This is a genomic window from Flavobacterium suaedae, from assembly GCF_014642915.1.
Taxonomy (GTDB): Bacteria; Bacteroidota; Bacteroidia; order Flavobacteriales; family Flavobacteriaceae; genus Flavobacterium; species Flavobacterium suaedae.
This window is the reverse complement of the sequence record NZ_BMJE01000001.1, coordinates 113,143-137,114: the sequence shown is the minus strand read 5'-3', so window position 1 is coordinate 137,114 and position 23,972 is coordinate 113,143. Positions and strand designations below refer to the sequence as shown.

At 34.7% G+C, this 23,972-nt stretch carries 28 protein-coding genes; 12 read left to right on the top strand and 16 right to left on the bottom strand.

The genetic code is table 11. The features are described 5' to 3' along the window. Positions 1-270 carry a hypothetical protein gene (locus IEW45_RS00600; protein WP_188619281.1) on the top strand — a complete coding sequence of 90 codons (270 nt, stop codon included), beginning with the start codon at positions 1-3 and terminating at the stop codon, positions 268-270. Here the strand turns inward: IEW45_RS00600 and IEW45_RS00595 are convergent. Continuing rightward, a complete protein-coding gene (locus IEW45_RS00595; RefSeq protein ID WP_188619280.1) occupies positions 257-757 on the bottom strand; it encodes a hypothetical protein in 501 nt (166 codons plus the stop codon). The genes IEW45_RS00600 and IEW45_RS00595 overlap by 14 nt on opposite strands. A 157-nt stretch (positions 758-914) precedes the next feature. Here IEW45_RS00595 and lpdA point away from each other — a divergent pair, with 157 nt between their 5' ends. The 4 genes from lpdA to IEW45_RS00575 all read left to right on the top strand — a co-directional run bounded on the left by lpdA (position 915) and on the right by IEW45_RS00575 (position 4,563). Beyond that, complete coding sequence (gene lpdA / locus IEW45_RS00590; RefSeq protein WP_188619279.1) at positions 915-2,303, top strand: dihydrolipoyl dehydrogenase; 1,389 nt, start codon at positions 915-917, stop codon at positions 2,301-2,303. Positions 2,304-2,408: 105 nt separating this feature from the next. Beyond that, the gene (locus IEW45_RS00585) at positions 2,409-2,939 is read left to right on the top strand and encodes a glycine-rich domain-containing protein (RefSeq protein WP_188619278.1); all 531 of its coding nucleotides are present in this window, start codon (positions 2,409-2,411) and stop codon (positions 2,937-2,939) included. Next, positions 2,936-3,730 (top strand): hypothetical protein, encoded by a 795-nt coding sequence (locus IEW45_RS00580; RefSeq protein ID WP_188619277.1) that lies wholly within the window; start codon positions 2,936-2,938, stop codon positions 3,728-3,730. The genes IEW45_RS00585 and IEW45_RS00580 overlap by 4 nt, the downstream gene beginning before the upstream one ends. Positions 3,731-3,879: 149 nt before the next feature. Beyond that, complete coding sequence (locus IEW45_RS00575; protein ID WP_188619276.1) at positions 3,880-4,563, top strand: OmpW/AlkL family protein; 684 nt, start codon at positions 3,880-3,882, stop codon at positions 4,561-4,563. 82 nt (positions 4,564-4,645) lie between these two features. On the opposite strand, the gene IEW45_RS00570 is transcribed toward IEW45_RS00575, so the two are convergent. Continuing rightward, the gene (locus IEW45_RS00570) at positions 4,646-5,791 is read right to left on the bottom strand and encodes a cysteine desulfurase family protein (protein ID WP_188619275.1); all 1,146 of its coding nucleotides are present in this window, start codon (positions 5,789-5,791) and stop codon (positions 4,646-4,648) included. Between the two features lie 110 nt (positions 5,792-5,901). Here IEW45_RS00570 and IEW45_RS00565 point away from each other — a divergent pair, with 110 nt between their 5' ends. Next, positions 5,902-6,930 (top strand): hypothetical protein, encoded by a 1,029-nt coding sequence (locus IEW45_RS00565; protein ID WP_188619274.1) that lies wholly within the window; start codon positions 5,902-5,904, stop codon positions 6,928-6,930. Between the two features lie 54 nt (positions 6,931-6,984). On the opposite strand, the gene IEW45_RS00560 is transcribed toward IEW45_RS00565, so the two are convergent. From IEW45_RS00560 to IEW45_RS00525, 8 genes are all read right to left on the bottom strand, one after another. Continuing rightward, complete coding sequence (locus tag IEW45_RS00560; protein ID WP_188619273.1) at positions 6,985-7,554, bottom strand: DUF8465 domain-containing protein; 570 nt, start codon at positions 7,552-7,554, stop codon at positions 6,985-6,987. Beyond that, positions 7,535-7,720 (bottom strand): hypothetical protein, encoded by a 186-nt coding sequence (locus tag IEW45_RS00555; RefSeq protein WP_188619272.1) that lies wholly within the window; start codon positions 7,718-7,720, stop codon positions 7,535-7,537. Before IEW45_RS00555 ends, IEW45_RS00560 begins: the two co-directional genes overlap by 20 nt. Positions 7,721-7,811: 91 nt before the next feature. Beyond that, positions 7,812-8,276 (bottom strand): hypothetical protein, encoded by a 465-nt coding sequence (locus IEW45_RS00550; protein ID WP_188619271.1) that lies wholly within the window; start codon positions 8,274-8,276, stop codon positions 7,812-7,814. A gap of 48 nt (positions 8,277-8,324) precedes the next feature. Continuing rightward, the gene (gene rocD / locus IEW45_RS00545) at positions 8,325-9,569 is read right to left on the bottom strand and encodes an ornithine--oxo-acid transaminase (protein WP_188619270.1); all 1,245 of its coding nucleotides are present in this window, start codon (positions 9,567-9,569) and stop codon (positions 8,325-8,327) included. Between the two features lie 183 nt (positions 9,570-9,752). Next, entirely contained in the window at positions 9,753-10,250 is a 498-nt protein-coding gene (locus tag IEW45_RS00540; protein WP_188619269.1) for a DinB family protein, read from the bottom strand. A 63-nt stretch (positions 10,251-10,313) separates the two neighbouring features. Beyond that, on the bottom strand, positions 10,314-11,276 hold the full coding sequence (locus IEW45_RS00535; RefSeq protein WP_188619268.1) for a helix-turn-helix transcriptional regulator: 963 nt from the start codon (positions 11,274-11,276) through the stop codon (positions 10,314-10,316). A 123-nt stretch (positions 11,277-11,399) separates the two neighbouring features. Then, on the bottom strand, positions 11,400-11,816 hold the full coding sequence (locus IEW45_RS00530; RefSeq protein WP_188619267.1) for an OsmC family peroxiredoxin: 417 nt from the start codon (positions 11,814-11,816) through the stop codon (positions 11,400-11,402). A 94-nt stretch (positions 11,817-11,910) separates the two neighbouring features. Then, the gene (locus IEW45_RS00525; protein ID WP_188619266.1) at positions 11,911-12,462 is read right to left on the bottom strand and encodes a DUF1697 domain-containing protein; all 552 of its coding nucleotides are present in this window, start codon (positions 12,460-12,462) and stop codon (positions 11,911-11,913) included. A gap of 72 nt (positions 12,463-12,534) precedes the next feature. Between IEW45_RS00525 and rlmD the strand changes: the two genes are divergently transcribed. The 3 genes from rlmD to IEW45_RS00510 are packed head-to-tail and all read left to right on the top strand — an operon-like array spanning position 12,535 to position 15,244. Then, positions 12,535-13,947: a 23S rRNA (uracil(1939)-C(5))-methyltransferase RlmD gene (rlmD, locus tag IEW45_RS00520; RefSeq protein ID WP_188619265.1), complete on the top strand. Its 1,413-nt coding sequence runs from the start codon at positions 12,535-12,537 to the stop codon at positions 13,945-13,947. Between the two features lie 36 nt (positions 13,948-13,983). Then, complete coding sequence (locus IEW45_RS00515) at positions 13,984-14,511, top strand: DUF6452 family protein (protein ID WP_188619264.1); 528 nt, start codon at positions 13,984-13,986, stop codon at positions 14,509-14,511. Next, complete coding sequence (locus IEW45_RS00510) at positions 14,483-15,244, top strand: DUF6048 family protein (RefSeq protein WP_188619263.1); 762 nt, start codon at positions 14,483-14,485, stop codon at positions 15,242-15,244. Before IEW45_RS00515 ends, IEW45_RS00510 begins: the two co-directional genes overlap by 29 nt. 59 nt (positions 15,245-15,303) lie before the next feature. Here IEW45_RS00510 and IEW45_RS00505 read toward each other — a convergent pair whose 3' ends face one another. Beyond that, complete coding sequence (locus IEW45_RS00505) at positions 15,304-17,511, bottom strand: T9SS type A sorting domain-containing protein (RefSeq protein ID WP_188619262.1); 2,208 nt, start codon at positions 17,509-17,511, stop codon at positions 15,304-15,306. 200 nt (positions 17,512-17,711) lie between these two features. Beyond that, positions 17,712-18,374: a DUF4294 domain-containing protein gene (locus IEW45_RS00500; RefSeq protein WP_188619261.1), complete on the bottom strand. Its 663-nt coding sequence runs from the start codon at positions 18,372-18,374 to the stop codon at positions 17,712-17,714. Between the two features lie 84 nt (positions 18,375-18,458). On the opposite strand from IEW45_RS00500, the gene IEW45_RS00495 reads away from it, so the two are divergent. Further along, positions 18,459-19,550: a M42 family metallopeptidase gene (locus IEW45_RS00495; protein WP_188619260.1), complete on the top strand. Its 1,092-nt coding sequence runs from the start codon at positions 18,459-18,461 to the stop codon at positions 19,548-19,550. An 80-nt stretch (positions 19,551-19,630) separates the two neighbouring features. Here IEW45_RS00495 and IEW45_RS00490 read toward each other — a convergent pair whose 3' ends face one another. The 4 genes from IEW45_RS00490 to IEW45_RS00475 all read right to left on the bottom strand — a co-directional run bounded on the left by IEW45_RS00490 (position 19,631) and on the right by IEW45_RS00475 (position 22,667). Beyond that, positions 19,631-20,020: an ankyrin repeat domain-containing protein gene (locus IEW45_RS00490; RefSeq protein WP_188619259.1), complete on the bottom strand. Its 390-nt coding sequence runs from the start codon at positions 20,018-20,020 to the stop codon at positions 19,631-19,633. 265 nt (positions 20,021-20,285) lie between these two features. Beyond that, complete coding sequence (locus tag IEW45_RS00485; protein WP_188619258.1) at positions 20,286-21,233, bottom strand: phosphoribosylaminoimidazolesuccinocarboxamide synthase; 948 nt, start codon at positions 21,231-21,233, stop codon at positions 20,286-20,288. 41 nt (positions 21,234-21,274) lie between these two features. Beyond that, positions 21,275-21,718, bottom strand: coding sequence for a hypothetical protein (locus IEW45_RS00480; protein ID WP_188619257.1), 444 nt, complete (start codon positions 21,716-21,718; stop codon positions 21,275-21,277). A 4-nt stretch (positions 21,719-21,722) separates the two neighbouring features. Further along, a complete protein-coding gene (locus IEW45_RS00475; RefSeq protein WP_188619256.1) occupies positions 21,723-22,667 on the bottom strand; it encodes a PhoH family protein in 945 nt (314 codons plus the stop codon). Positions 22,668-22,770: 103 nt separating this feature from the next. Between IEW45_RS00475 and IEW45_RS00470 the strand changes: the two genes are divergently transcribed. Then, positions 22,771-23,607 (top strand): SAM hydrolase/SAM-dependent halogenase family protein, encoded by an 837-nt coding sequence (locus IEW45_RS00470; RefSeq protein WP_188619255.1) that lies wholly within the window; start codon positions 22,771-22,773, stop codon positions 23,605-23,607. 12 nt (positions 23,608-23,619) lie between these two features. After that, the gene (locus IEW45_RS00465; protein WP_188619254.1) at positions 23,620-23,916 is read left to right on the top strand and encodes a putative quinol monooxygenase; all 297 of its coding nucleotides are present in this window, start codon (positions 23,620-23,622) and stop codon (positions 23,914-23,916) included. Positions 23,917-23,972: the final 56 nt, after the last annotated feature.

Genomic DNA, 23,972 nt, shown 5'->3' with positions numbered 1-23,972 from the left:
ATGAAATCATTTTTAAAACTATTCACTTTCCTTTTTATTGCCGAAATAGCTTTGGGAATGCTTGGTGTGTTTTTAACGCAGGGTGTGTATGTAAATTTCCTCAACACCATTGGTTATTACCTTATGCTTATTATCAGCCTGCCTATATCATTAATTGACAGGAGTTACCCCTTTTACGCTCCTGTACCATTATTTACAGCATTGGCTCTGGTTGCTATAAATGTATTTATACATACATTGCTGTTTAGGTTGATTTTTAAGAAGAAGTAATCATCTCACTATAAACAGTCAATACAAATTTAGAAGGGTCATATTCTGAATCAGAAAAATCATCATCTATATCTATTAAGTCAGAAAAGTCAATAAAGCCTTTATATTTATCGGGAAACTCAATATATTCACTGATAATAAATTTGATATTATCAGTTGTTACAATACTACATCCAAAAGGCAACTCTTTATGATTTGAATTAATAAAATTAAATCGCAATTGTCCTGCCTGCTCATCAATCCATAAGTAAAACCATAAACCGATATTAAGTCCTGATGCTTTTAACTCTTTTGTATATTTTTCTTTTATTGATTTTATAAGATCAGAAATTTCATCTACTGTAATTTCTGAATTAAGTTCTTTTGGAATACTAATATACCAGCAATTATGAGATACTTCTTCCTTTAATTCATCTACACTCTCAGTAAGATAAACAGCATCTTCCAGTTGATTATAATAGAAATTGAAAAACTCTTGCTTGGTCATAAACTGTGTAGAATATATATAGCAAAACTAGGCAATTTAGTAATTAAATATAATAATAAAACCCTGTTCTCTTTTAGTATTACAAAACATTTCCCTCTTAATAAAATATTGACTATTTTCGTGGACAGAAAAATAAACGCGAAAAAACTACATACTCATGAAATACGATGTTCTTGTTTTAGGGAGCGGCCCCGGCGGTTACGTTACAGCCATAAGGGCTTCTCAGTTAGGCTTTAAAGTAGCCATAGTAGAAAAAGAAAGCTTAGGCGGAATTTGTCTTAACTGGGGGTGTATCCCAACAAAAGCGTTGCTAAAAAGCGCTCAGGTTTTTGATTACCTGAAGCACGCATCTGACTACGGACTGACCGTAAATGAATTTGATAAGGATTTTGACGCTGTAATTAAGCGTAGCCGTGGCGTTGCCGAAGGTATGAGCAAAGGTGTTCAGTTCCTTATGAAAAAGAATAAAATAGAGGTTATATACGGTACTGGTAAAGTAAAACCGGGCAAAAAAGTAGATGTTACTGATGCTGATGGTAAAACTAGCGAAATTAGTGCCGACCATATTATAATTGCTACAGGAGCACGTTCTCGTGAATTACCTAACTTACCGCAGGACGGTAAAAAAGTAATCGGTTACCGTCAGGCAATGACATTGCCTAAGCAACCAAAATCTATGATTGTTGTAGGTTCAGGAGCTATAGGTGTTGAGTTTGCTCACTTCTATAACGCAATGGGAACTGATGTTACTGTTGTAGAGTTTATGCCAAACATTGTACCTGTTGAAGATCAGGACATATCAAAGCAATTTGAACGTTCGCTTAAAAAAGCAGGCATTAAAGTAATGACAAACTCATCTGTTGAGAAAGTTGATACCAGTGGCGATAGCGTTAAAGCTACCGTTAAAACAGCCAAAGGCGAAGAAGTACTTGAAGCGGATATCGTACTTTCTGCTGTAGGTATTAAATCAAACATTGAGAACATAGGTCTTGAAGATGTTGGTATTGCTACAGACAGAGATAAAATAATGGTAAACGATTATTACCAAACAAACATACCGGGTTACTACGCTATTGGTGATGTAGTACCTGGGCAGGCACTGGCACACGTTGCTTCTGCCGAAGGTATACTTTGTGTTGAGAAAATAGCAGGTATGCATGTAGAACCGTTAGATTACGGGAACATACCGGGCTGTACTTACGCTACTCCTGAAATTGCATCGGTAGGACTTACTGAAAAAGCAGCTAAAGAAAAAGGTTACGAGCTTAAAATTGGTAAATTCCCATTCTCTGCATCGGGTAAAGCAAAAGCAGCAGGTACGCCTGACGGTTTTGTAAAAGTTATTTTTGATGCTAAGTATGGCGAATGGTTAGGTTGCCACATGATTGGTGCCGGTGTTACGGATATGATTGCTGAGGCAGTTGTAGCACGTAAACTGGAAACTACAGGACATGAAATACTAAAAGCTGTTCACCCTCACCCAACAATGAGTGAAGCGGTTATGGAAGCTGTAGCTGATGCTTATGATGAAGTAATTCACTTGTAATAGTCAACAGTTTTCAGTAACAGTATACAGTCAATTAAATAAAAAAATCCGCTTTGAAATATTCAAAGCGGATTTTGTATTTTTAGAGCATTATATATTTATATAGTGAATTTAAAAAACCAATCGACAACTAATTTAACTGCTGACCAAAAAGTACTTTGGGACAAAATACGCACTTTTGAAATAGATGACCCTACATCTGCTTTTTCTTTTACTGATAGATTAGTCCGCGAAAACGGCTGGACATATGAGTTTGCTGTAAGAACAGTTATTGAATATAAAAAATTTATGTTCCTTATTTGTGTTGGTAACCACCCCCTCACCCCTTCTGACCAGGTGGATCAGGTGTGGCATTTACATCTCTTATACACACAATCTTACTGGATAGATTTCTGTAAAAAAACCATTGGAAGAGAAATTCACCATGGTCCTACTAAAGGCGGAAAACAGGAAGGCGATAAATTTACTAACTGGTACAAAAAAACAAAAGAGACTTACAAACAACTTTTCGGGCATACTCCTCCTGAAGATATATGGCCGGAGAGCAGTATACGCTTTTCAGAAATTAATTTCAGAAGAGTGAACATGCACCGATTCTGGATTGTTAAAAAAATTCCATTCCTATTTAAAAAATGAAACACTTAACTAAACTTAGCCCTGCCGAGGTTTTACTTATAAGTAAAAATAAAGAGGTTAAACTAAAAGAACTTCTTAAAGTAACTTTTATAGACTTGTTAATGAAACAGGTGCTTGAAACTTTTGAAGTTGAAAGAGAAATAACAAGCAGAGATGGAATTTGGATTTTTACGTATGTAAAGGAAGGACCGAACTTTCACAAATATAATTTTGCCAAACACGAAGAGATTTTCGTAACGCCATTTTTAAAAGGTAAAAACAGTGAGTTTCTGTTTAGGAACTTTGTAAAAATGGCATATCAAAATGCCAGAACTGAAGCTTTATATAAAAACAGTATATACGACAGTATACTGATAAAAAAAGCTTTTAAAAGAAATATTTTTCAAAAAATATTTGGCAAGGCTACAATTAGTGATAGTGGAGCCGAATACAGAAAAGAGATTAAACACGAAATAGAAACACTTGAAAAAGAGCTCCCTGAACTGGCTGTTAGTAACCCTAACAAGGCATATACCATAGTATATTCTATATTAGGATGCGTTGCACTTATAGAAACCTTTGATATGGGAATGCTTAAGAACGTTGATAAAAGTTTACTAAGTGAATTTTATAATAATCACGCATTTATAGGTGTTGCAGGCTGTGTAGGCATGGATGATGGATATGATTTCACACATATTTCGAGTGATTTTGACAGCAGTTGCGGTGGCTTTAGCGGATGTGGAGATGCCGGTTGCAGCAGCGGATGCTCAGGATGTGGTGGCTGCGGAGGTTGCGGCGGGTGTGGTTAACATGATTAATCCCCTCTATCTATCTTTAAAAAATTAAATTTTATTTCAGTTTATATTCTACAAAAAATAATTATCAAACCATGATTTAAGTCAGTTTTTGTGGTGTTTATCTTACCTACTTTTGAAGTGTAATTTTAAACCCAACAAACATGAAAAAGATATTTTTAACTGTATTGTCAATGGCATTATTCAGTACGACTTTTGTTAACGCTCAGGAGGATGACACTAACACAACTGATTTTAAAAAATGGCAGGTTCGCCTTCGTGGGGTGGCTGTGGCACCAAGCGAAAGTGCTGATATAGGAATTATAGGTGGTGATGCTGATATTTCGGTTTCATTTATTCCTGAAGTTGACTTTACATACTTCTTTACAAAAAATATTGCTGCTGAACTTATTTTAGGTACTACTAAACATGATGTAAAAACTACAGGTTCTGATATTTCGGCTATTGGAGGACCAAGCAGTACAGATGTAGATTTGGGTAGTGTTTACTTATTGCCTCCTACCCTTACATTACAATATCACTTTTATGCAGGTGATGTGTTTAAACCATATGTAGGTGCCGGTGTTAACTATACTATTTTTTACAGTGTAGATGAAGGAAATACAGTGAGAGATGTAGACTATGATAATACATTTGGTTACGCTTTCCAGGCTGGTTTTGACCTTATGCTTAACGATAAATTCTTTATAAACGTAGATGCTAAAAGGCTTTTCCTTAATACAGATGTAACAGTAGATGCCTCTAATTTAGCGGAAGGACTTAGCATACCTGCAGATGTAGATATAGATCCATGGCTGGTAGGCTTTGGTGTAGGTATGAAATTTTAATTTTCTTTTCAGTTTTTGTGAAAAGGGCTGCTTGGTTGGTTAAAGCAGCCCTTTACTTTTATATATAACTTACCTATATTTCTTAAACTGCCTTTAAAGCCTCGATAAGTTTATCTATATCTTGTTTTGTATTGTAGTGACTTAACGATATACGTAAGGAAGGTTTTTTAATATCCTCTTCACTTAATAATTCCTGTAATACATGCGATGGTCTTACACTACCGGACTGGCATGCGCTACCACGGGAAACAGCTATTCCTTTCATATCTAAATGGAATAATATCATAGCTGTTTTTTCATCGGGTAATGGCAGCATTACATTTACTATGTTATAAAACAAATGTGAGCTATTATTATCACCCTCATCTGCTCCATTTACTTTAAAATCGGGAAAAGCTACCTCTAGTTGTTCAAGCAAGTAATTTTTTAAACCTGAAATATAGTTTCTTTCCTCTTCCAAATTATTATAAGCTATTTCAAGTGCTTTAGCCATTCCTGCTATTTGATGCACTGCCTCTGTACCTGCGCGTAAACCTTTTTCCTGTTCTCCTCCTGTAATCATTCCTTTCAGGGTTATATTCTTTTTAATGTATGCAAAACCCACACCTTTAGGACCGTGAAATTTATGTGCGCTGGCAGCAGCAAAATCTACAGGTAAATTTTTAAGGTCTAATAACTCCTTCCCTACTGACTGTACAGTATCTGAATGAAACCAAGCATTATATTGATGGCATAATGTACCTATAGCATTTAAGTCGAAAATAGTACCTGTTTCATTATTAACATGCATAAGGCTAACCAAAGTAGGCTTATTGTCTTTTAAAATATCCTCCAGATGCTCTAAATCGGGTAAGCCATTGGCTTTCAGGTTTACATATACTACCTCCGTACCATATTGTTTACTAACAGCCTCTACAGTATGTAAAACAGCATGATGCTCTGTTTTGGCAGTAATAATACGCTGTACTTTTAAATCATTTACAGCACTACGAATAACTAAATTATCAGCCTCTGTTCCTCCCGAAGTAAAAATAATTTCACGAGCTTCGGCGTTTAATAGTTTGGCAATAGTTTTTCTACTGGTTTCCAGTACTACTTTTGCACTTCTCCCAAAACTATGGGTAGACGAAGGATTACCATACTGTGTACTAAGTATAGTAGTAATTTCTTCTATTACTTCGGGGAGTAATGCAGTAGTTGAGGCGTTATCGAGATATATTTTTTCCATCAGGACAAAATTACTTAAAAATCACTTAAGCTACATTATTAAGCTATTGCTGTATATAAAACATTTTGCCAAGCGCGTAAAAACATTATTTTTGTTTAAAATTTCTATTTATGAAAAAGATTTTTGCCTGTATGGCTACAATATTACTTTTAACCCTTACAGGTTGTGATGACGGAGATATTACGTTTAACGACTTTGATTTTTCCGGATCTAATGGTGTAAAGCATTGTAATGACAGTAACCTTTATTATATAGTAAACGGTACAGAGGTTATAATACTTGAATTAAGTCCTTCTGTATTATATAATATTGCCAGTGAAGAACCTGTAACGGTTTCTTTAGGGAGTGGAGCTAATACTATTACTTACCGAAACTATAGCGGAGAAGTAAATAATAATGACAATAACCCTATTATATGCGGTGGTAGTACGAGTGCCAATGACCCTGTAATTATTGAAGAGTGGACAGGAGAAGGAACTATATCTGTTACAACCATTAAGGATATTAATGATGATGGTAAACTGGTTAATTATATACACACTATAAATCTTGACGAAATAGTATTTACAAATGGTGAGAGTACAATTATTGTAAATGATAATTTATTTGGTTCTTATGAAACTCAAACTGTAAGCTTTGGTTATGGTAATGAAGAGAACCCGTTAATACAAGCCTGTAACGAAGATATAAGCGAAAGGTTATATAAAATAAGTGGCCAAGAGGTTATCATACTAAACTTAGCCCCTGATTTTATAGAAAATACCGAAGGTCAGCAAATAATAAGTTTCCCTATTGAAGATGAAGAACAGGCAGAAGTATTTGAAATACTTTTTGAAAAGTATAATGGTAGTGTTACTAACAGTGTAATTTGTAGTGATAACCGGCCTGTAACTCCTGTTATACAGCAAAGATGGAGAGTAGCTGAAGGTGATTTAATAGTTACAACTACTGAAGATGAAGCAAGCCCAGGCACTTTTTTACATGAAATAAAGCTTAAAGACATTATATTCTCAAGAAGTGACGTGAACAGTGGTGAAAATTTTGAAGTATATGAAATGCTTGAAGCTGAAATAAGGCAGGAAGTGCAAGATAACGGAGGGTTTATACTGGGCACCTATGTAACACAAGTAGAAGAATAATATACAACAACCATACAATTGATAAAAAAAGCAGCTCATTAGCCGCTTTTTTTATTATCTGTCAGGATTTTGTTTTATGTACACTTCAGTTGCGCCAAGCCCATACTTTTGATAGTTAGCATCCTGAAATGTTATACCTTCATAACGCCCAAGTAGAAAATCAAGCTCTGCTTTTAGTATTCCTTCTCCTACGCCGTGTATAAGTACCACTTTAGGTATTCGGTTTCGTATAGCAAAATCTATCTGGCGTTTAGCTGTTTCGGTTTGCAGTGTAAGAATATCATGGTTAGACATCCCTTTTTTACTCTTTACCAACTTTTCTATATGTAAATCTACTTCCAGTGCAAACGTCTCCTTTTTAGAACGTTTCTCTTTGGTAAAACTTCTTTTTTTAGGCTCCTCTTTATCCTTTAAAACAGATGTAAGGTTATGCGAAGAAAACAACCCTGATAGGTCATTAGAATTATTTTGAACAATAATTAATTCCTTTTCATCAAAATCAAGTTCAAAACCTTCATCAGTTTCAATAATAATTCTGTTATTTTTAAAGCTTTTTACTTTACCGCTAAAAGAATCATCAAGTACTGCTACGCTATCTCCTATATTAAATTTCGTCGTCTTCATTTTTTCGCTCGCTTTTACTTGGCACTTTATTCATAAGTCGCATTAACCCTATTACAAAAATAACCATAGCAATAATCATAACAATTACGTTAGACTCTGCTTTAGATTGCTCATATAACGCTACAAATGCAGCAATAAACATTAATATAATATATATAGTTTTCATAGCAGTAAACTTTACCAAACAAAAGTACAGATATTGCCTGTAATAAAAAATCCCGCAAAAGCGGGATTTGCATATTTTAAGTATTACAATTTTACATTCCTGACAGTCGTGAGGCTGATGATACTGTAATTACTATAAGCACGATATACAGAATAATTGATAATATGGTAAGTATACCGGACCATAAAAAGTAACCTTTTAAATCTTTAAAAGATTTTGTCATTCCATTGATATCATCACTTTTAACTGCTTTTTGTGTTGAAGAATAAAACTTATACAAATACAGCACAGGGAAAAACATTGTTATTGTAAACAATAAAAAAAGTAATCCCATTGTAGCGCCAGACATTATTCCCATGCTTGCTAAACTTCCAGGAGCAGAGTCAATCGTGCTACTGGCTATTAACATCCCTAAGGAACCAAGCAGGGAAAATAATATTACTATTGTACCAACTATTGCCAAGAACAAAGCCCAGCCTGAAGCCGTATTTAAAAAGTTTTTAGCTTCAACCGGTAGCTGTATCTCAAAAGAGGCAAAATTTGAATTCTCTTCCATACAAAAAATTTAGTATTAATAGTTTGAATAATATTTACCTGTATAATATTACTTTTCAAATGCTTTAATTGTATTGGTAATAATACTTACACACTCTAAAAGCTGCTCTTTGTTCATTACTAATGGCGGAGCAAAACGTATAATATTACCGTGCGTAGGCTTAGCTAAAAGTCCGTTTTCTTTTAGTTTAACACAAATATCCCAAGCCGTTGAACTATCCTCAGTATCGTTAATAACAATAGCGTTTAATAAACCTTTACCTCTAACCAAGGTAACTATAGTGCTACCTGATATATATTCATTCATTTTATCGCGGAAAAGTTGTCCTAATGTTTCAGCGTTCTCTGCAAGGTTTTCATCTTTAATAACATCCAATGCTGCTACTGCCACTACCGCAGCTACAGGGTTACCACCAAAGGTTGAACCATGTTGTCCCGGTTTAATAACATTCATTATATGATTATTAGCTAAAACTGCCGATACAGGGTATGCTCCCCCTGAAATAGCCTTACCTAATATTAATATATCCGGTTGTACATTTTCATGGTTTACTGCCAGTAATTTTCCTGTTCTTGCAATACCGGTTTGTACCTCATCTGCTATAAACAGTACTCCGTGCTCTTCACAAAGTGCTTTTGTTTTAGCAAGGTAACCCTCATCCGGTACAAATACACCTGCTTCACCCTGTATAGGTTCTACAAGAAAACCTGCAATATTATCTTCTTCTTTTAGTACTTTTTCAAGTGCCTCAACATCGTTATAAGGTATTTTTATAAACCCCGGGGTATACGGTCCAAAGTTTTTTCTTGCATCTTCATCATTAGAGAAAGAAATAATAGTAGTTGTCCTACCGTGGAAGTTATTTTCGCACACTACTATCTTAGCGCTATGCTCTTCTATACCTTTCTTTTCATAAGCCCATTTTCTACAGATTTTAATCGCTGTTTCAACAGCTTCGGCACCTGTATTCATTGGTAGCACTTTATCAAAACCAAAATATTCTGTTACATACTTTTCGTATGGGCCTAACTGGTCGTTGTAAAATGCGCGAGATGTTAAAGTAAGCGTTTGTGCCTGCTCCATCATAGCACCAACAATTTTTGGGTGGCAATGTCCTTGATTTACTGCTGAATATGCTGAAAGAAAATCATAGTACTGTTTACCTTCAACATCCCATACATGCACACCTTTTCCTTTACTTAGTACTACCGGTAGCGGGTGATAATTATGCGCTCCGTACTTGTCTTCTAAGGTAATAGCATCTGCTGAAGTTAATTTCTCTAAAACTGACATTGTAATTTTATTTTTTCATGTTTTTGTAATAACAATTCCTTCTTAAGGAGAGAAATCATCCTGTTTTATTGATGCAAATTACTAAAAATAAAATTATTTAATGTTTAATTTACATTAATTGCAAAACAAAAAGCCTCACTTAATAAAAATGAGGCTTTATACACAATGTAAAAGGTTTTTAACTTAAAAGTTTGGTTCGTCAGCACTTGGTCCGTAACTGGCTGGTACAGGTATATCAAGTAATCTGAAATATACTCCCAATTGTGCTCTGTGGTGCACTATTTGGCAAAAGGTTGTACGTAACATTTCATACTTTGTACTGGTTAGGAAAACTTTATCACCATCACGCAACACCCACTCTTCATTAAAAGTACTTACATCGGCTGTTTTTAAAGCTTCTCGTGCCACGCCTAGTTTTTCTTCAAAAAAGTCCAGTAATTCACCTGTACTCGCTATTTCCTGTGGTTTGTATGGGATAACGGCAAAATCTATCCCGTTAGCATGTACTGCCGATTGAACCCATCCCGGGAGTTCTGCAATATGTGTAGCTAAAGCTTTTAAACTCATACTTTTTTGGTGTGGTTGCCAGTCAAATTTTTCTGCCGGTACTCTTGCAAGCATTTTACGGGTTATAGCAGCCTCTGCTTCCATTTCCTTTTGTAGTAATGTAATTAAATCCATAATTAACTGTTCGTTTTATTGTTTGACACTACAAAGTAAATTACGGATAGTGACAACCCTTTGTCAGTAGGTTTTGGATAACTGCATTTTTTTTGAAATTTTATCTAAAAGCTCCGTTATACGCTCTTTTAGTGAGTCCGGTTCCAGCACCTCAGCATAATCACCAAACATAAGTACCCAACGTGCTATACCCTCTTCCATAGAAGGTGTTAAAAATGTCATATCAATATAATTATCATATACCACTTCGGATACAAAACCATAATAATGCCTTCGTTCTTGTATAAAGCGCAGTACTCCTTTGTCAATTCGTATAACAACTTTTTTTAGTTCACAGTCAGGTTTAGCCTGTTGTTTTAACCGGTATTCTTTTAAACTTTCTCTTTCCTGTTGGTCTTGGTCTGTAAGCTGTATATTTTTAACCCTGTCTATCCTAAACTGCCTGTAGCTTTCGCGCAGGTGACAATATCCTATAGTATACCAATTATCATTTTCATGAAATATACCTATAGGCTCTATATGCCTTTCTGTATTATCATCTTTACCAAAAGCACGATATTCCAGTTTTACAACCTTCTTTTCGGATATTGATTTTAACAACATGTCCAGTGTGTTTACAGGAGGTCTGTTATCCCTTTTATGTTCCTTTACCTCTATATAGCCTTCTAAGTTTTCTACTAAATCTTTTTCTGTACCTCGCAATACTGCTTTAACCTTATCCATTGCCGAACTAAAATTATTTTGTAATCCGTCATCGCTAAACCGTTGCATTAACTTTTCGGCAGTTACAAAAGCCATAGCTTCTTCAGGTGTAAACATAACAGGTGGCAACCTATAACCATCAACAAGGGAGTACCCTACCCCCGCTTCTCCATACAAGGGTATACCGGCTTCTTCCAGCGTTCTGATATCACGATAAATAGTACGCAAGCTCACTTCAAACTTTTCGGCAAGGTCTTGTGCTTTTACAACTTTCTTGGTTTGGAGTTGTATTAATATGGAGGTTATCCTGTCAAAGCGGTTCATGGCAAGCTGGTTTTGTGCTCAAATTTAAACCATTTTGTTTTATATAATAATCAGGAAAAAATGCAAAAAATAAAAAAGCTCCTAAACAGGAGCTTTCAAATAAGGTATATAACGAACTGTATTTTAGTTTTCTACTAAAGTAGCATTCGATGTAATTTTAGTGTCCAGTAATTTTGACATCGGACAATTTTGTTCTGCTTTTTTTACATGCTGCTGAAAGGCTTCAGTAGAAATATCATCTACTCTGCCTATTACAGATAAATGCGAACCTACTACACTTCCATTCTGGAAATCTATATCACATTTTGTTTCTAATGATGCTACTCTGTACCCTGCTTCAGTTAAATAAGCTGTCAACTGCATTGTAAAGCATCCTGCATGTGCAGCAGCTACCAACTCTTCAGGGTTTGTTCCCTTACCATCTTCAAAACGGGTTTTATAAGAGTATTGTGTGTTATTTAATACATTGCTCTCTGTAGTTAAATCTCCATTTCCCTCTTTTAGGGAACCTGCCCATACGGCTTTGGCATTTCTTTTCATATAATTATAGTTTTTTTGTTTGTATCTAACTTAAAATTAATCAATACAAAATATAATACCATAACTGTATAGGTAACTTTAACAAAACCTTAGTTTATAAGGCTTCAAGCATAGAAAACAGCTTTATAGTAGTATTCCAGTTACGAGTGGTAGCTTTTACTTTTAGTTTAGATTCTATCAGGTTGTTAGATAGTTTAGACTCTGATGCTTTTGTAGCCAATTTAAAGTATACTATATCATCCGTAAGCGTTATTTCATCATTACCTATAGGTGCTTGGTGCAATTTTTCTATATTTTCTTTTGCAGGTATTTCAGAAAGGAAAGTAAGATACAACTTTTTCACACCTTCTTCTTTATAGTCAGCAGTAGCATACGGGCTGTTTTGCAGTACTTTTGCTATATCCGCTTTATTATATACAAACACGATAATGTCGTAATTATAATGCTCCTTTATTAACCGCTCTATATTTTTAGCCAGAGTAGCCTTATCTTCTTCCTTACTTTTAAAAACTACATTCCCGCTTTGTATATAGGTTTTTACCGATTCGTAACCTGCTTCAGTCAAAAGGTTTCGAAGCGCTTCCATTTTAATAACATTTTTACCACTTACGTTTATTCCGCGAAAAAGAACTGCATAAACATTCATATAAGTTTTTGATTTATGACGATTGCTAACAAATTTATTTAAATTTAATTAGCAATAGTTTATTTTTGCCGCATGGGACGAAAAAGAAGAGAGAAAATCCAGTTTGAGAATATTGAGGTGATTGATGCCGGAGCCAAAGGTGTTTCGGTTGCTAAAGCACCCGACGGAAAGGTTATTTTTATACCAAATGTAGTACCGGGCGATGTGGTAGATATACAGACCATGAAGAAAAAAAGAGCTTACTATGAAGGTAGAGCGACAAAAATTCATAAATATTCGGAGTACAGAACAGAACCTGTTTGCCAGCATTTTGGTTCTTGCGGAGGTTGCAAGTGGCAAAATATGGAGTATGACCGCCAGCTATTCTACAAAAACAGAGAAGTTTTTAATAACCTTACCCGCATTGGTAAAATTGAACTTCCTGAATTTGAACCTATTTTAGGTAGTGAAAAGCAATTTTACTATCGTAATAAAATGGAGTTTTCATTCTCTAACAGTCGCTGGATGACTGAAGAAGAAATAAACAGCGATAAAGAAATAGATAACAGTAATGCGCTTGGTTTCCATATACCGCGTATGTGGGATAAAATTCTTGATATAACTCACTGCTGGTTACAGGAAGACCCAAGTAATGCTATACGTAATGAGGTAAGAGACTTTGCCAACAAACATAACCTTGAGTTTTTCAACCCAAGAGAACATTCGGGCTTATTACGTACCTTAATGTTACGTACTGCTTCTACAGGAGAAATAATGGTGCTTATTCAGTTTTTTGATGATAACAAAGAACAGCGAGAACTATTATTAGACCATCTTGCAGATGTATTCCCACAAATAACTTCTTTACAATATGTAGTAAACCAAAAAGCTAATGATACTATATACGACCAGGATGTGGTGTTATACAAAGGCAGGGATTACATTTTAGAGGAAATGGAAGGACTACAATTCAGCATTAATGCCAAATCGTTCTACCAAACTAACTCAGCACAGGCTTACGAGCTTTATAAAATCACACGTGATTTTGCAGGCTTAACAGGAGAAGAACTGGTTTATGACCTTTATACCGGTACAGGTACTATTGCACAATTTGTATCGAAAAAAGCTAAAAAGGTAGTTGGTGTTGAAGCTGTACCTGAGGCTATTGAAGATGCGAAAGAAAATGCGAAACGTAATAATATTACCAACTGCGAGTTTTATGTAGGAGACATGAAGGATGTGTTTAATGAAGAATTCATAGCAACACATGGTCAGCCTGATGTAATTATTACCGACCCGCCACGTGACGGTATGCATAAAGATGTTGTAGCGCAAATACTAAACATAGCACCAAAACGTGTAGTATATGTAAGTTGTAACTCGGCTACACAAGCAAGAGATCTTGCACTGATGGACGAAATGTACAAAGTTATACGTGTGCGCCCTGTAGATATGTTCCCGCAAACACACCATGTGGAAAATGTTGTACTTTTGGAGAAGAGATAAAAATCAGAAAACAGATTAACCTCTGTAAAAAAATATATGAAAAAGATACTTGTAACCGCTTTTTTTGCCAGTATAATAGCCTGCTACTTTTGGAGTTGTGAGAAAGATGATATTTGTGCCGAAGGAACTGCAACTACCCCTAACATGATTGTTACCTTTTATAACAAAGAAAATCCGGAGCTGCCAAAACCGGGGAGTTTTAAATTTTCTATAGAAGGCTCTGATAAAGAAATAAGTAAAACAAGTATTGATAGTGTTGCCCTTCCCTTACCCACTAATGCAGAAATGGCAAAGTGGAAATTTACTTTAGTAACAAGTGGTGTTGGTGGCACAACTAATGAAAATGTTGATTACATTGAATTTAAATACACGCATAATGAAATTTATGTGTCCAGAGCTTGTGGTTATAAATCACTTTTTTATTTAAATGATGAAGAGCCTGAAAATCCTAACCCTATACTTACAGATGATGCATCTGAAAATAATATATGGATTGATGAGGTGATAGTATTGCAAAAAAATATAGAAAACGAAAATGCAGCACATATTAAAATACTTTACTAAAACTATAGTTATACTAACTGCTTTTTCGGCATTTTCACAGGAGGCTGACACTATTGTTACCACTGATACAATAGCCGCTGAAAAACTTGTAAAAAAGGAAAGATACGGAATACGTGTTGGTGTAGACCTTAATAAACTATCCCGAAGGTTTTATATAGATGATTACAGTGGTATTGAACTGGTTGCGGATTACCGATTAACCAAAAAGTTTTATGTAGCCGGCGAAATTGGTAGTGAAGATTATACTATTGATGATAATCAGGTAAACTTTACTGCTAAGGGTTCTTACCTAAAAATAGGGTTTGATTATAATGCTTATGAAAACTGGCTGGATATGGAAAATATGATATATGCCGGTATGCGTTACGGAATATCATCATTTAGCCAAAACCTCAACTCTTATGAAATATATGATAACAGGGCTATACAAGATAATGAAAGCTATTTTGAAACCGTTACCATATATCCTGACAGAGAATATAGCAGCCTGAGTGCACACTGGGTGGAAGTTATAGGAGGAATTAAAGCCGAAGTATTTGATAATTTATTTATAGGTTTTAGTGTAAGGTTAAACATTTTACTTTCTGAAAATAAGCCTGATAATTTTGATAACCTTTATATTCCGGGCTTTAACCGAACCTATGCAGGTAGCTTTGGTGCCGGTTTTAACTACACTGTTTCTTACTTTATTCCGCTTTATAAAAAAGCTGCAAAAACTAAAAAAGACAAATAAAAAAACCCCGGCATTACACCGAGGCAAAAACTATTTTTTATTAGGGCACTAACTCTTATTTATTTAATTACAACTTTTTTAGTTGCCGATTTATCTTGTGCTTGCAGCGTTATAAAGTAAACCCCTGTTTTTAAACTTGATACATCAATGTTTGTATTAGCATCTGATATTGTTGAGTTTAATACTGTTTTACCCAACACATCCGTTACATTTATTTGTGCCTCCCCTGTAAAGTTGTTAACAGCTATATTTACATTCCCTGAAGCCGGGTTAGGGTATACAGTGAATAAATTATTTTCAAATTTATCTGCACTTGCAGCAGCCTCTATTGTAGTAGTTGCAGTATTAGTCATAACAGCTTCGTTAAAGTCAAAATAAATACCTGCTGTTGCTGACATTGAATCACCTAACTCTACAGTACTTTTTGGTTTAATTCTGTAAATGATATAACCTTGGCTACCCGCTTCATCAGCATCTGTATAAGGTAAATCTATACCATCAAAAATAAACTCTAACCCACCATTTTCGTCTCTTACAATTTCATAACTATGGCTTGAGTTCATCGGCATAAATGTATCCCAGTCTAAATTAGCATCAAGCTGCGTTTCTATACGTACTATTTGTGCATTTGCTGTTCCTTCATTCTGGAAACGTATAGTATAGTGTAAATAATCTTCTGCCTGTTCCGGAGTTATGGAAGCTCCCTCACGCACTGTTATATCATTCGGGTCATAACTATTTGTAACAATCTGGCTTATCTCATACGTATTATTAGCCATGTTATCATCCACCTGAGCATCTATAATAGCTTCAAAATCTAAAATATCTCCCATGTTTACTGTTGGCGGTTGCATTACTGTAAATGTAATGTAGGCATATTCTGTAGCAAATGGCTGTAAATCATTATACGCTACTGATAAAACGTTACCGTTTTGTTGCATTGCAGGCATTGCACTATCAAAAGTTAGCATAGTATCATCAAAGTTTAACGATATAACACCGCTTGATGGCAGAGTACCATAATTTGCATATATTAAAGTATAAGTAGTCTCAAAACCAGGTAATGCTGCTGATGTTGGCATTAACCATACTAATACATCATTAACATCTTCAGCAAGCAGGCAGAAATCTAACCCATCTTCTGTTGAGGGAGTAGTAATATTATATTCTGAAGGCGATGAAATGAAATCAACATAAGGATCAGGTGCTACAGCTACTGTAGTTTGTCCTGCAGGTATATAGTTAAAAGCATAATTACCGTTATTATCTACAACACTGTAATATGAGTATCCGTTGTTGGTACACACCACTGTTAATCCTGTAGCCGGTATATCGTTGTTATCACATCCGTTATCATCAACATCATACATAACTGTACCTGTTAAAAATGTATTTTCACAATCAGACGCTACTATAGTAAAAGGCATAATTTGATAACACTCACCTCCTGCTGCATATATTCTCAAATAAAGTGTTTGCTGGTAAGGTGCTGTATTAGTATACGCTTGGAACTGTCCCGGTGGTAATGGGCTTACCCCTTCTGCTGCATCTGCTTCACTTTCATGAATAGACACATAGAAATCCATTGGTTGATTTGATAAAAAATCGTACACCTGATTAATAACTAAGTTCAAATCAAAAACAGCATAGCCATCTAAATCTTCATCACATGCTTCAAGTGGCGGTACAGGGTCTATTTCCACTAAGTTTGTCATTATTACATCAAAATCAGATTCAGCTGTACAGCTTGGTACTTCTTCATTCTGGTTGTAAATGTACACTGTTTGAGATGTAGACAGTACATCTCCTGCAGAAAGCATTGTACCTTGCCCTCCGGGTTGCGTGTAATAATTACCGTCTGACAAGGGTGGTAAGGTAAATTCTCCTCCACATACATTAAAATCAGCGAAATAAGATACATTTGTAAAGATATAGCCTACAGTAAAGCTTGCAATATCATAGCTACCATCTGCAATGTTAGTTACTCTGATAAAAATTTCTTCTACTTCAAGTTCATTAAAATAAGAAGTAGGTTCATCAATAGGGTTTACATTCTCCTCAGCATTTGTTTGTGAGTGAAAATAAACTACATAAAAATCTTCAGGATTTTGATTACCCAATACAATAGGGTTTTGCTGAGTTAAGTCTACATCTACATCATCATTACATATAAAAATATCAGGAACATCATAAGCTGTAGCTTGTGAATATCCTGCTGTAACTGAAAATAGGACAATGGTTAATAAGGTTAGTAATTTCTTTTTCATAATTAAAGTTATTTATTTGATTGTTTGTATGTGAAACAATCTAAAAAAGAAATTCCCTACCCTTAATTTTATATTTCTGTAAATACCGTATTTTTTAAATTAATTTTTTGCGGATTATTTAAGTTATTAGAAATAACCTTTAAAGTCAGTATTTATAGGCTTTTGTTATAAGTAGTAAAAGTTATGTAAGGACAAAAAAACTAAGACTTATTTTTTTCTCTCCAATCTTTAGTTATTTGCCTGTAATCAATTTTAAATGCAGGTTCTTGTCTGGGCAATCTGTATTCTTGGAATGCTTTTAATAAAAAACCTTCTATAAGATAATCCTCAGGCACTGTAGCAGGGTCATATTTTTCTTTAAGGTCTATGCTAAATACTTTAGCCACCTTATTAGACCAAAAGGCTTTCCAACCACTTTTCTGTTCTTTAATCAAATCAAAAGTGGTCTCTCCTGTTTGCCTGTATATAAGTTTTACGAGTATTTGCCCATCTTTACGCGAAAGGTTTTTTAGTTGCTCTTCAAACTCTTCTTCAAGGTATTTTTCTACTATTTTAGCGTATCTTTTCTTTTCTTTTTTAGTTTTCAGTTTTTCCATATTGCGCTTAAGTAACGTTAAGCGGTCGGCAGCTATTTTAGCATACGGATATACCTTTAAAACTCTTCTTCTTAATATATAAAGTTTTCTTCGCTCTTCTTTAGAAATAGTGTCCTTTACATTAGTAATTACTATTTCCTCCATTTGCATATTAAAAACAACAGAGTCATTTTCAACAGTATTTTTTACAGTATCCTTTACAACCTCCTGAGCAATACCCGAAAGGCTGAAAAATAACAGCAAAAAGAATAGAAAACATTTTTTCATATGTAAAAAATTTACACCAAAATTATACATTTATACATAACTCTGTTTTCAAATTTATATTTTAGCTGAAAAATACAACAAAATATGTCTTCAAAAACTGTTTTAAACGACAATTCACTTAAATTTCTGGAAAAATACCTAAATAATTCCTCTCCTACCGGGTTTGAAGCCGAAGGGCAAAAAATATGGATGGAGTACCTAAAACCATACGTTGATACTTTTATTACCGATACTTATGGTACTGCCGTAGGTGTTATTAACCCTGATGCTCCTTACAAGGTAGTTATAGAGGGACATTCTGATGAAATTTCATGGTATGTAAACTATATTACAGAAAACGGTTTGTTACACGTTATTCGTAACGGAGGTTCAGACCACATGATTGCTCCTTCTAAACGTGTCAATATCCATACCAAAAAAGGTATTGTAAATGGAGTATTCGGCTGGCCGGCAATACATACCCGTAATAAAGGTGGTAAAGAAGAACAGGCTAAACTGGAAAATATTTTTATTGATGTAGGTTGCACTAATAAAGAAGAGGTTGAAGCACTTGGTGCGCACGTAGGCTGTGTAGTTACTTACCCTGATGAATTTATGATTCTTAATGAAAATAAATTTGTTTGCCGTGCTATAGATAACCGTATAGGCGGTTTTATGATTGCCGAAGTTGCGCGATTATTACACGAAAACAAAAAGAAATTACCTTTTGGGCTATATGTAACTAACTCTGTACAGGAAGAGGTAGGTTTGCGCGGTGCTGAAATGATTACCGACACTATAAAACCTAATGTAGCTATAGTTACTGATGTATGCCATGATACTACCACGCCTATGATTGATAAGCGTATGGAAGGGGAAACACACATAGGCAAAGGTCCTGTTGTAACGTATGCACCGGCAGTACAAAACAACCTGCGTGAGCATATTTTAGATACGGCAACTAAAAATGAAATACCTTTTCAAAGGTTAGCTTCATCTCGTGTTACAGGTACTGATACTGATGCTTTTGCTTACAGCAATGGCGGCGTGGCTTCTGCACTTATATCGCTACCGTTACGTTATATGCACACTACTGTAGAAATGGTACACCGTGATGATGTAGAAAACGTTATTAAATTAATTTATGAATCATTACTTACTATAGAAAACGGAGAAGATTTCTCTTACTTCAAGTAAAAAAGTAAATTGATATATAATAAAAAAGCACCTTAACTAAGGTGCTTTTTTATTTACTTGGAGTTTTTTATTCTGTTCTACTATGCATCAAGTGCTTTTTGCAAGTATGCCTGTGCTTCTGTAGCGTTAGACATTTCCGCATACTTAACCGCAGTATAGCCGTTTTTATCTTCGGTTTTCAGTCTTGCACCGTTTTCTATAAGCAATTTAATTGCCTCTACGTTGTTATAACGGGCAGCCAGCATAAGTGGCGTTACACCGTTTGATTTTTCATTTACATCAACACCATATTCTATAAACTTTTTAACAGCAACCATATCTCCTTTACAAATAGCCTGAGCTAAAGGGGTTACTTTTAGATAATTTACAGCAGAAACAGCTTGAGGTGTTTCTAAATTTGTTGTTGATGCGAAAGTAGCACTACTTAAAGTTACTAAAGCTAAACTTAAATAAACGATCGTTTTTTTCATGATGATTTTGATTTGATTGATTTATATATTTAGTTAAATATTCTAGTTAGGAAATTAAAAAACAGTTGATTAGACTGTCTATTACAATAGACGCATACAAAGTACTAAACGTTACTGTAAAACATAATTTTAACAAATACTTAACATTTTTAACTAGCTTTCCGAAACTGCAAAATCAACCTTAGCAATAGTAGTTACAATGATTTACATAAAAAAAGCCTCTTATTAAAATAAGAGGCTTTTTTAAAACTATTTTTTATCAGAATTACTTATTTAAAAATGCTAAAACATTTTTTTCAATTCTGCTGTGTATGTCAGATATATCTGCTTTAGAGAATTTTTCCCCTATTATATTTTCATATAACTCAATATATCGTTCCGAAACACTATTAATATACTCTTCATTCATTTCAGGTATCTGCTGCCCTTCTTTCCCCTGAAAGCCATTAGCTATAAGCCATTGTCTTACAAACTCTTTACTAAGCTGTTTTTGAGCTTCTCCTCTATTCTGGCGTTGTTCGTAACCATCAGCATAAAAATAACGAGATGAATCAGGAGTATGTATTTCATCAATCAATACAATTTTACCATCTTTTGTTTTACCAAACTCATATTTAGTATCAACCAGTATTAAACCTCTTGATGCTGCTATTTCAGTACCTCTGTTAAATAAATCTCTGGTATATTTTTCCAGTATTTTATAATCCTCTTCAGTTACTACTCCTTTTTTAATAATATCCTCACGAGAAATATCCATATCGTGCTCACCACTATCGGCTTTTGTAGTAGGTGTAATTATTGGCGCAGGGAACTTGTCGTTCTCCTTCATTCCATCAGGTAGTTCAACACCACATAGTACTCTTTTACCCGCAGCATATTCTCTGGCAGCATGCCCCGAAAGGTAACCACGTATAACCATTTCTACTTTAAAAGGCTCACACAAGTGCCCTACCGCTACATTTGGGTCAGGAGTATCTATTAACCAGTTAGGTACTATATCCTCCGTTAAACGCATAAATTTAGTAGCTATCTGGTTTAATATTTGTCCTTTATAAGGTATTCCTTTTGGCATAATAACATCAAAAGCTGAAAGTCTGTCAGTAGCCACCATTACTAAAAGTTCGTCGTTTATATTATAAACCTCTCTTACTTTACCTCTGTAAACGGATTTTTGCCCCGGAAAATTAAAATCTGTACTGGTTATCGTGTTCATGTAGTTGTTGTGTTGTTAGTTAAACCGCAAAAATAAGAAAGTTATTGAATGCTTCTTTTATTATTTCTTTTATCAGCTATAAAATTTACTATTGAAATACCTATGTTAATACACATGAGTAATAAAGTTATAAAACTCAATACAAAAGAAATTATATAAGTTAAAGACATTGAACTTAAAAAAACCTTCATACTAATCATTACAAAAAGAGCTATACTTCCCAATAAAAACAAAAGATTATACCAGAAAAAGCGTAGGTTAAATTTAGCTTTTAAAGCAAATAATAAAAAATAACCTATTATAAAGCTTATAAAAGAAAAAGATATAACAGGAAGCACAAAGCCTGAGACCGTCCATGCCCATCCTATAGTCTTGTTAATAGCAAATAAACCGGGATTATTTTTATAAGCAAACTTTAATAAAAGAAAGAATAATGCAATCGCAGCTATAGAAAAAACAATAAACCTAAGAGTTCTTTTACCCATATTTTTAATCGTGGTTTTCTATACTCTTATATGCTGCTATAACCCTTTTAACAATTCTATGGCGTATAACGTCTTTATCATCAAGATATAACATACCTATTCCCTCTACATCTTTAAGTACCAGTAATGCCTCTTTTAAACCTGAAATTGTTCGTCTTGGTAAATCTACCTGCCCCGGGTCGCCTGTAATCATAAACTTGGCATTACGCCCCATACGGGTAAGGAACATTTTCATTTGTGAGTGTGTAGTATTTTGTGCCTCGTCAAGTATTACAAAAGCATTATCAAGCGTACGTCCACGCATAAATGCCAATGGTGCTATTTGTATAACACCTTTTAAAATATAATCTTCCAGCTTTTCCGGCGGAATCATATCGCGTAGTGCATCATATAAAGGCTGCATATAAGGATCCAGTTTTTCTTTCATATCACCAGGTAAAAAACCAAGGTTCTCCCCTGCCTCTACTGCCGGTCTGGTTAATATTATACGCTTTACCTGCTTTTCCTTTAGTGCTTTTACAGCCAGTGCCACACCCGTATAGGTTTTACCCGTACCTGCAGGCCCTACTGCAAACACCATATCATTTTTAGCCATCAGGTCAACCAGTTTTTGTTGGTTGGGCGTCATAGCCTTTATTAACTTACCTCCCACTCCGTGAACCAGTATGTTACCCGGCTTCATTTGTTCTTCCTGCTGGTCGCTTAAAATAACACGCTCTATAACATTATTATCAATATTATTATAACGGCTATAGTGCAGCATTAACCTTCTGAATTTCTTTTCAAACTCATCCAGTACCTCTTTCTCTCCAAAGGCTTTAAGCGTTGTGCCTCGCGCTACAATTTTAAGTTTCGGGTAGTGTTTTTTTATAGTTTCAAGGTGGATGTCTCTAGCGCCCCAAAACTCTTTTGGGGTAACATCAGTAAGTTCAATAATTCTTTCGTTCAAAAGCAGTCTTTTTTAATTAAAAATAATAGGCATAATATTATTAGCTTTGCATTCAAATTTAGTGAAATTTTAATCGCACATTGTAAAAGTTTTACACAATTTTATGTCAATAATTACCCTTACAACCGATTTTGGACTTAAAGACCATTTCGTGGGCGCCCTAAAGGGAAAAATCTTCTCTGAGTACAGGGAGGCTACTATTGTTGACATATCACACCATATTGATTTATTTAATATACCGGAAGCCAGTTATGTTATAAATGCGGCATATTCCAGCTTCCCGAAAGGTACTGTGCACTTGGTTGGTGTTGATGCTGAGAGAAATAAAGAAACAAGACACATTGCTATGCAATGGAACGACCATTTTTTTATTTGTGCCGATAATGGAATCCTGAGCATATTAACTCAAAAAATAGTTCCGCAAAAAATTGTAGAGATTACTATACATGACCGTTTTGACAGCAATGTTACCGATATAGATGTATTTGTAAAGGTTGCCTGCCATATAGCGCGTGGTGGACTGTTAAACGTTATAGGCAGAGAGATAAGCGAAATTAAAACCGTAAACCTGTTACAACCGGTAATAAGTAACGATAAAGCTACCATAAAAGGAAATATTATTTATATAGACCATTTTGGTAACTGTGTAACTAATATAAGTAAGCAAGTATTTAAAGACGTTGGTCGTGGCAGGAGTTATGAGGTTAAACTGGGTAACTCTAAAACAACTATAAGTGCTATAAAAAATAAATATGCCGAAGTTGCTACAAATGAACGTTTTACCCTAAAAGATTATGAAGGGTTAAAACTGGCTTTATTTAATGAAGTAGGACTTTTAGAAATTTGCATATACCGTAGTAACCCGTTAACGGTAGGTACAGCTAAATCACTGTTCGGGTTAAAGTATCAGGATGTGGTAAGTATTGAGTTTAAAGAATAATATAAAAACACTATGTTTGTAAGAATTGTAAAAATGAGTTTTCACGAGGATAAAGTAGCTGCTTTTTTAGAAAACTTCCATGAAGTAAAGCAACACATACGAAACTATCCCGGAAACCGTTTTTTAGAATTGTACAGAGATAAAGATAATCCTTCTGTATTTTTTACATACAGCTATTGGGAAAACGAAAGTGATTTAGAAAGCTATCGCCAGTCTGAATTATTTAAAGAGGTTTGGGCTTTTACCAAAAAACTGTTTAATGACAAACCACAGGCTTGGAGCGTTGACAAACTGGTAACACTGGAGTAATACATTAGCAAAAAAAACTGAAACTACTAATTGATATAAACACAACTAACTAACAG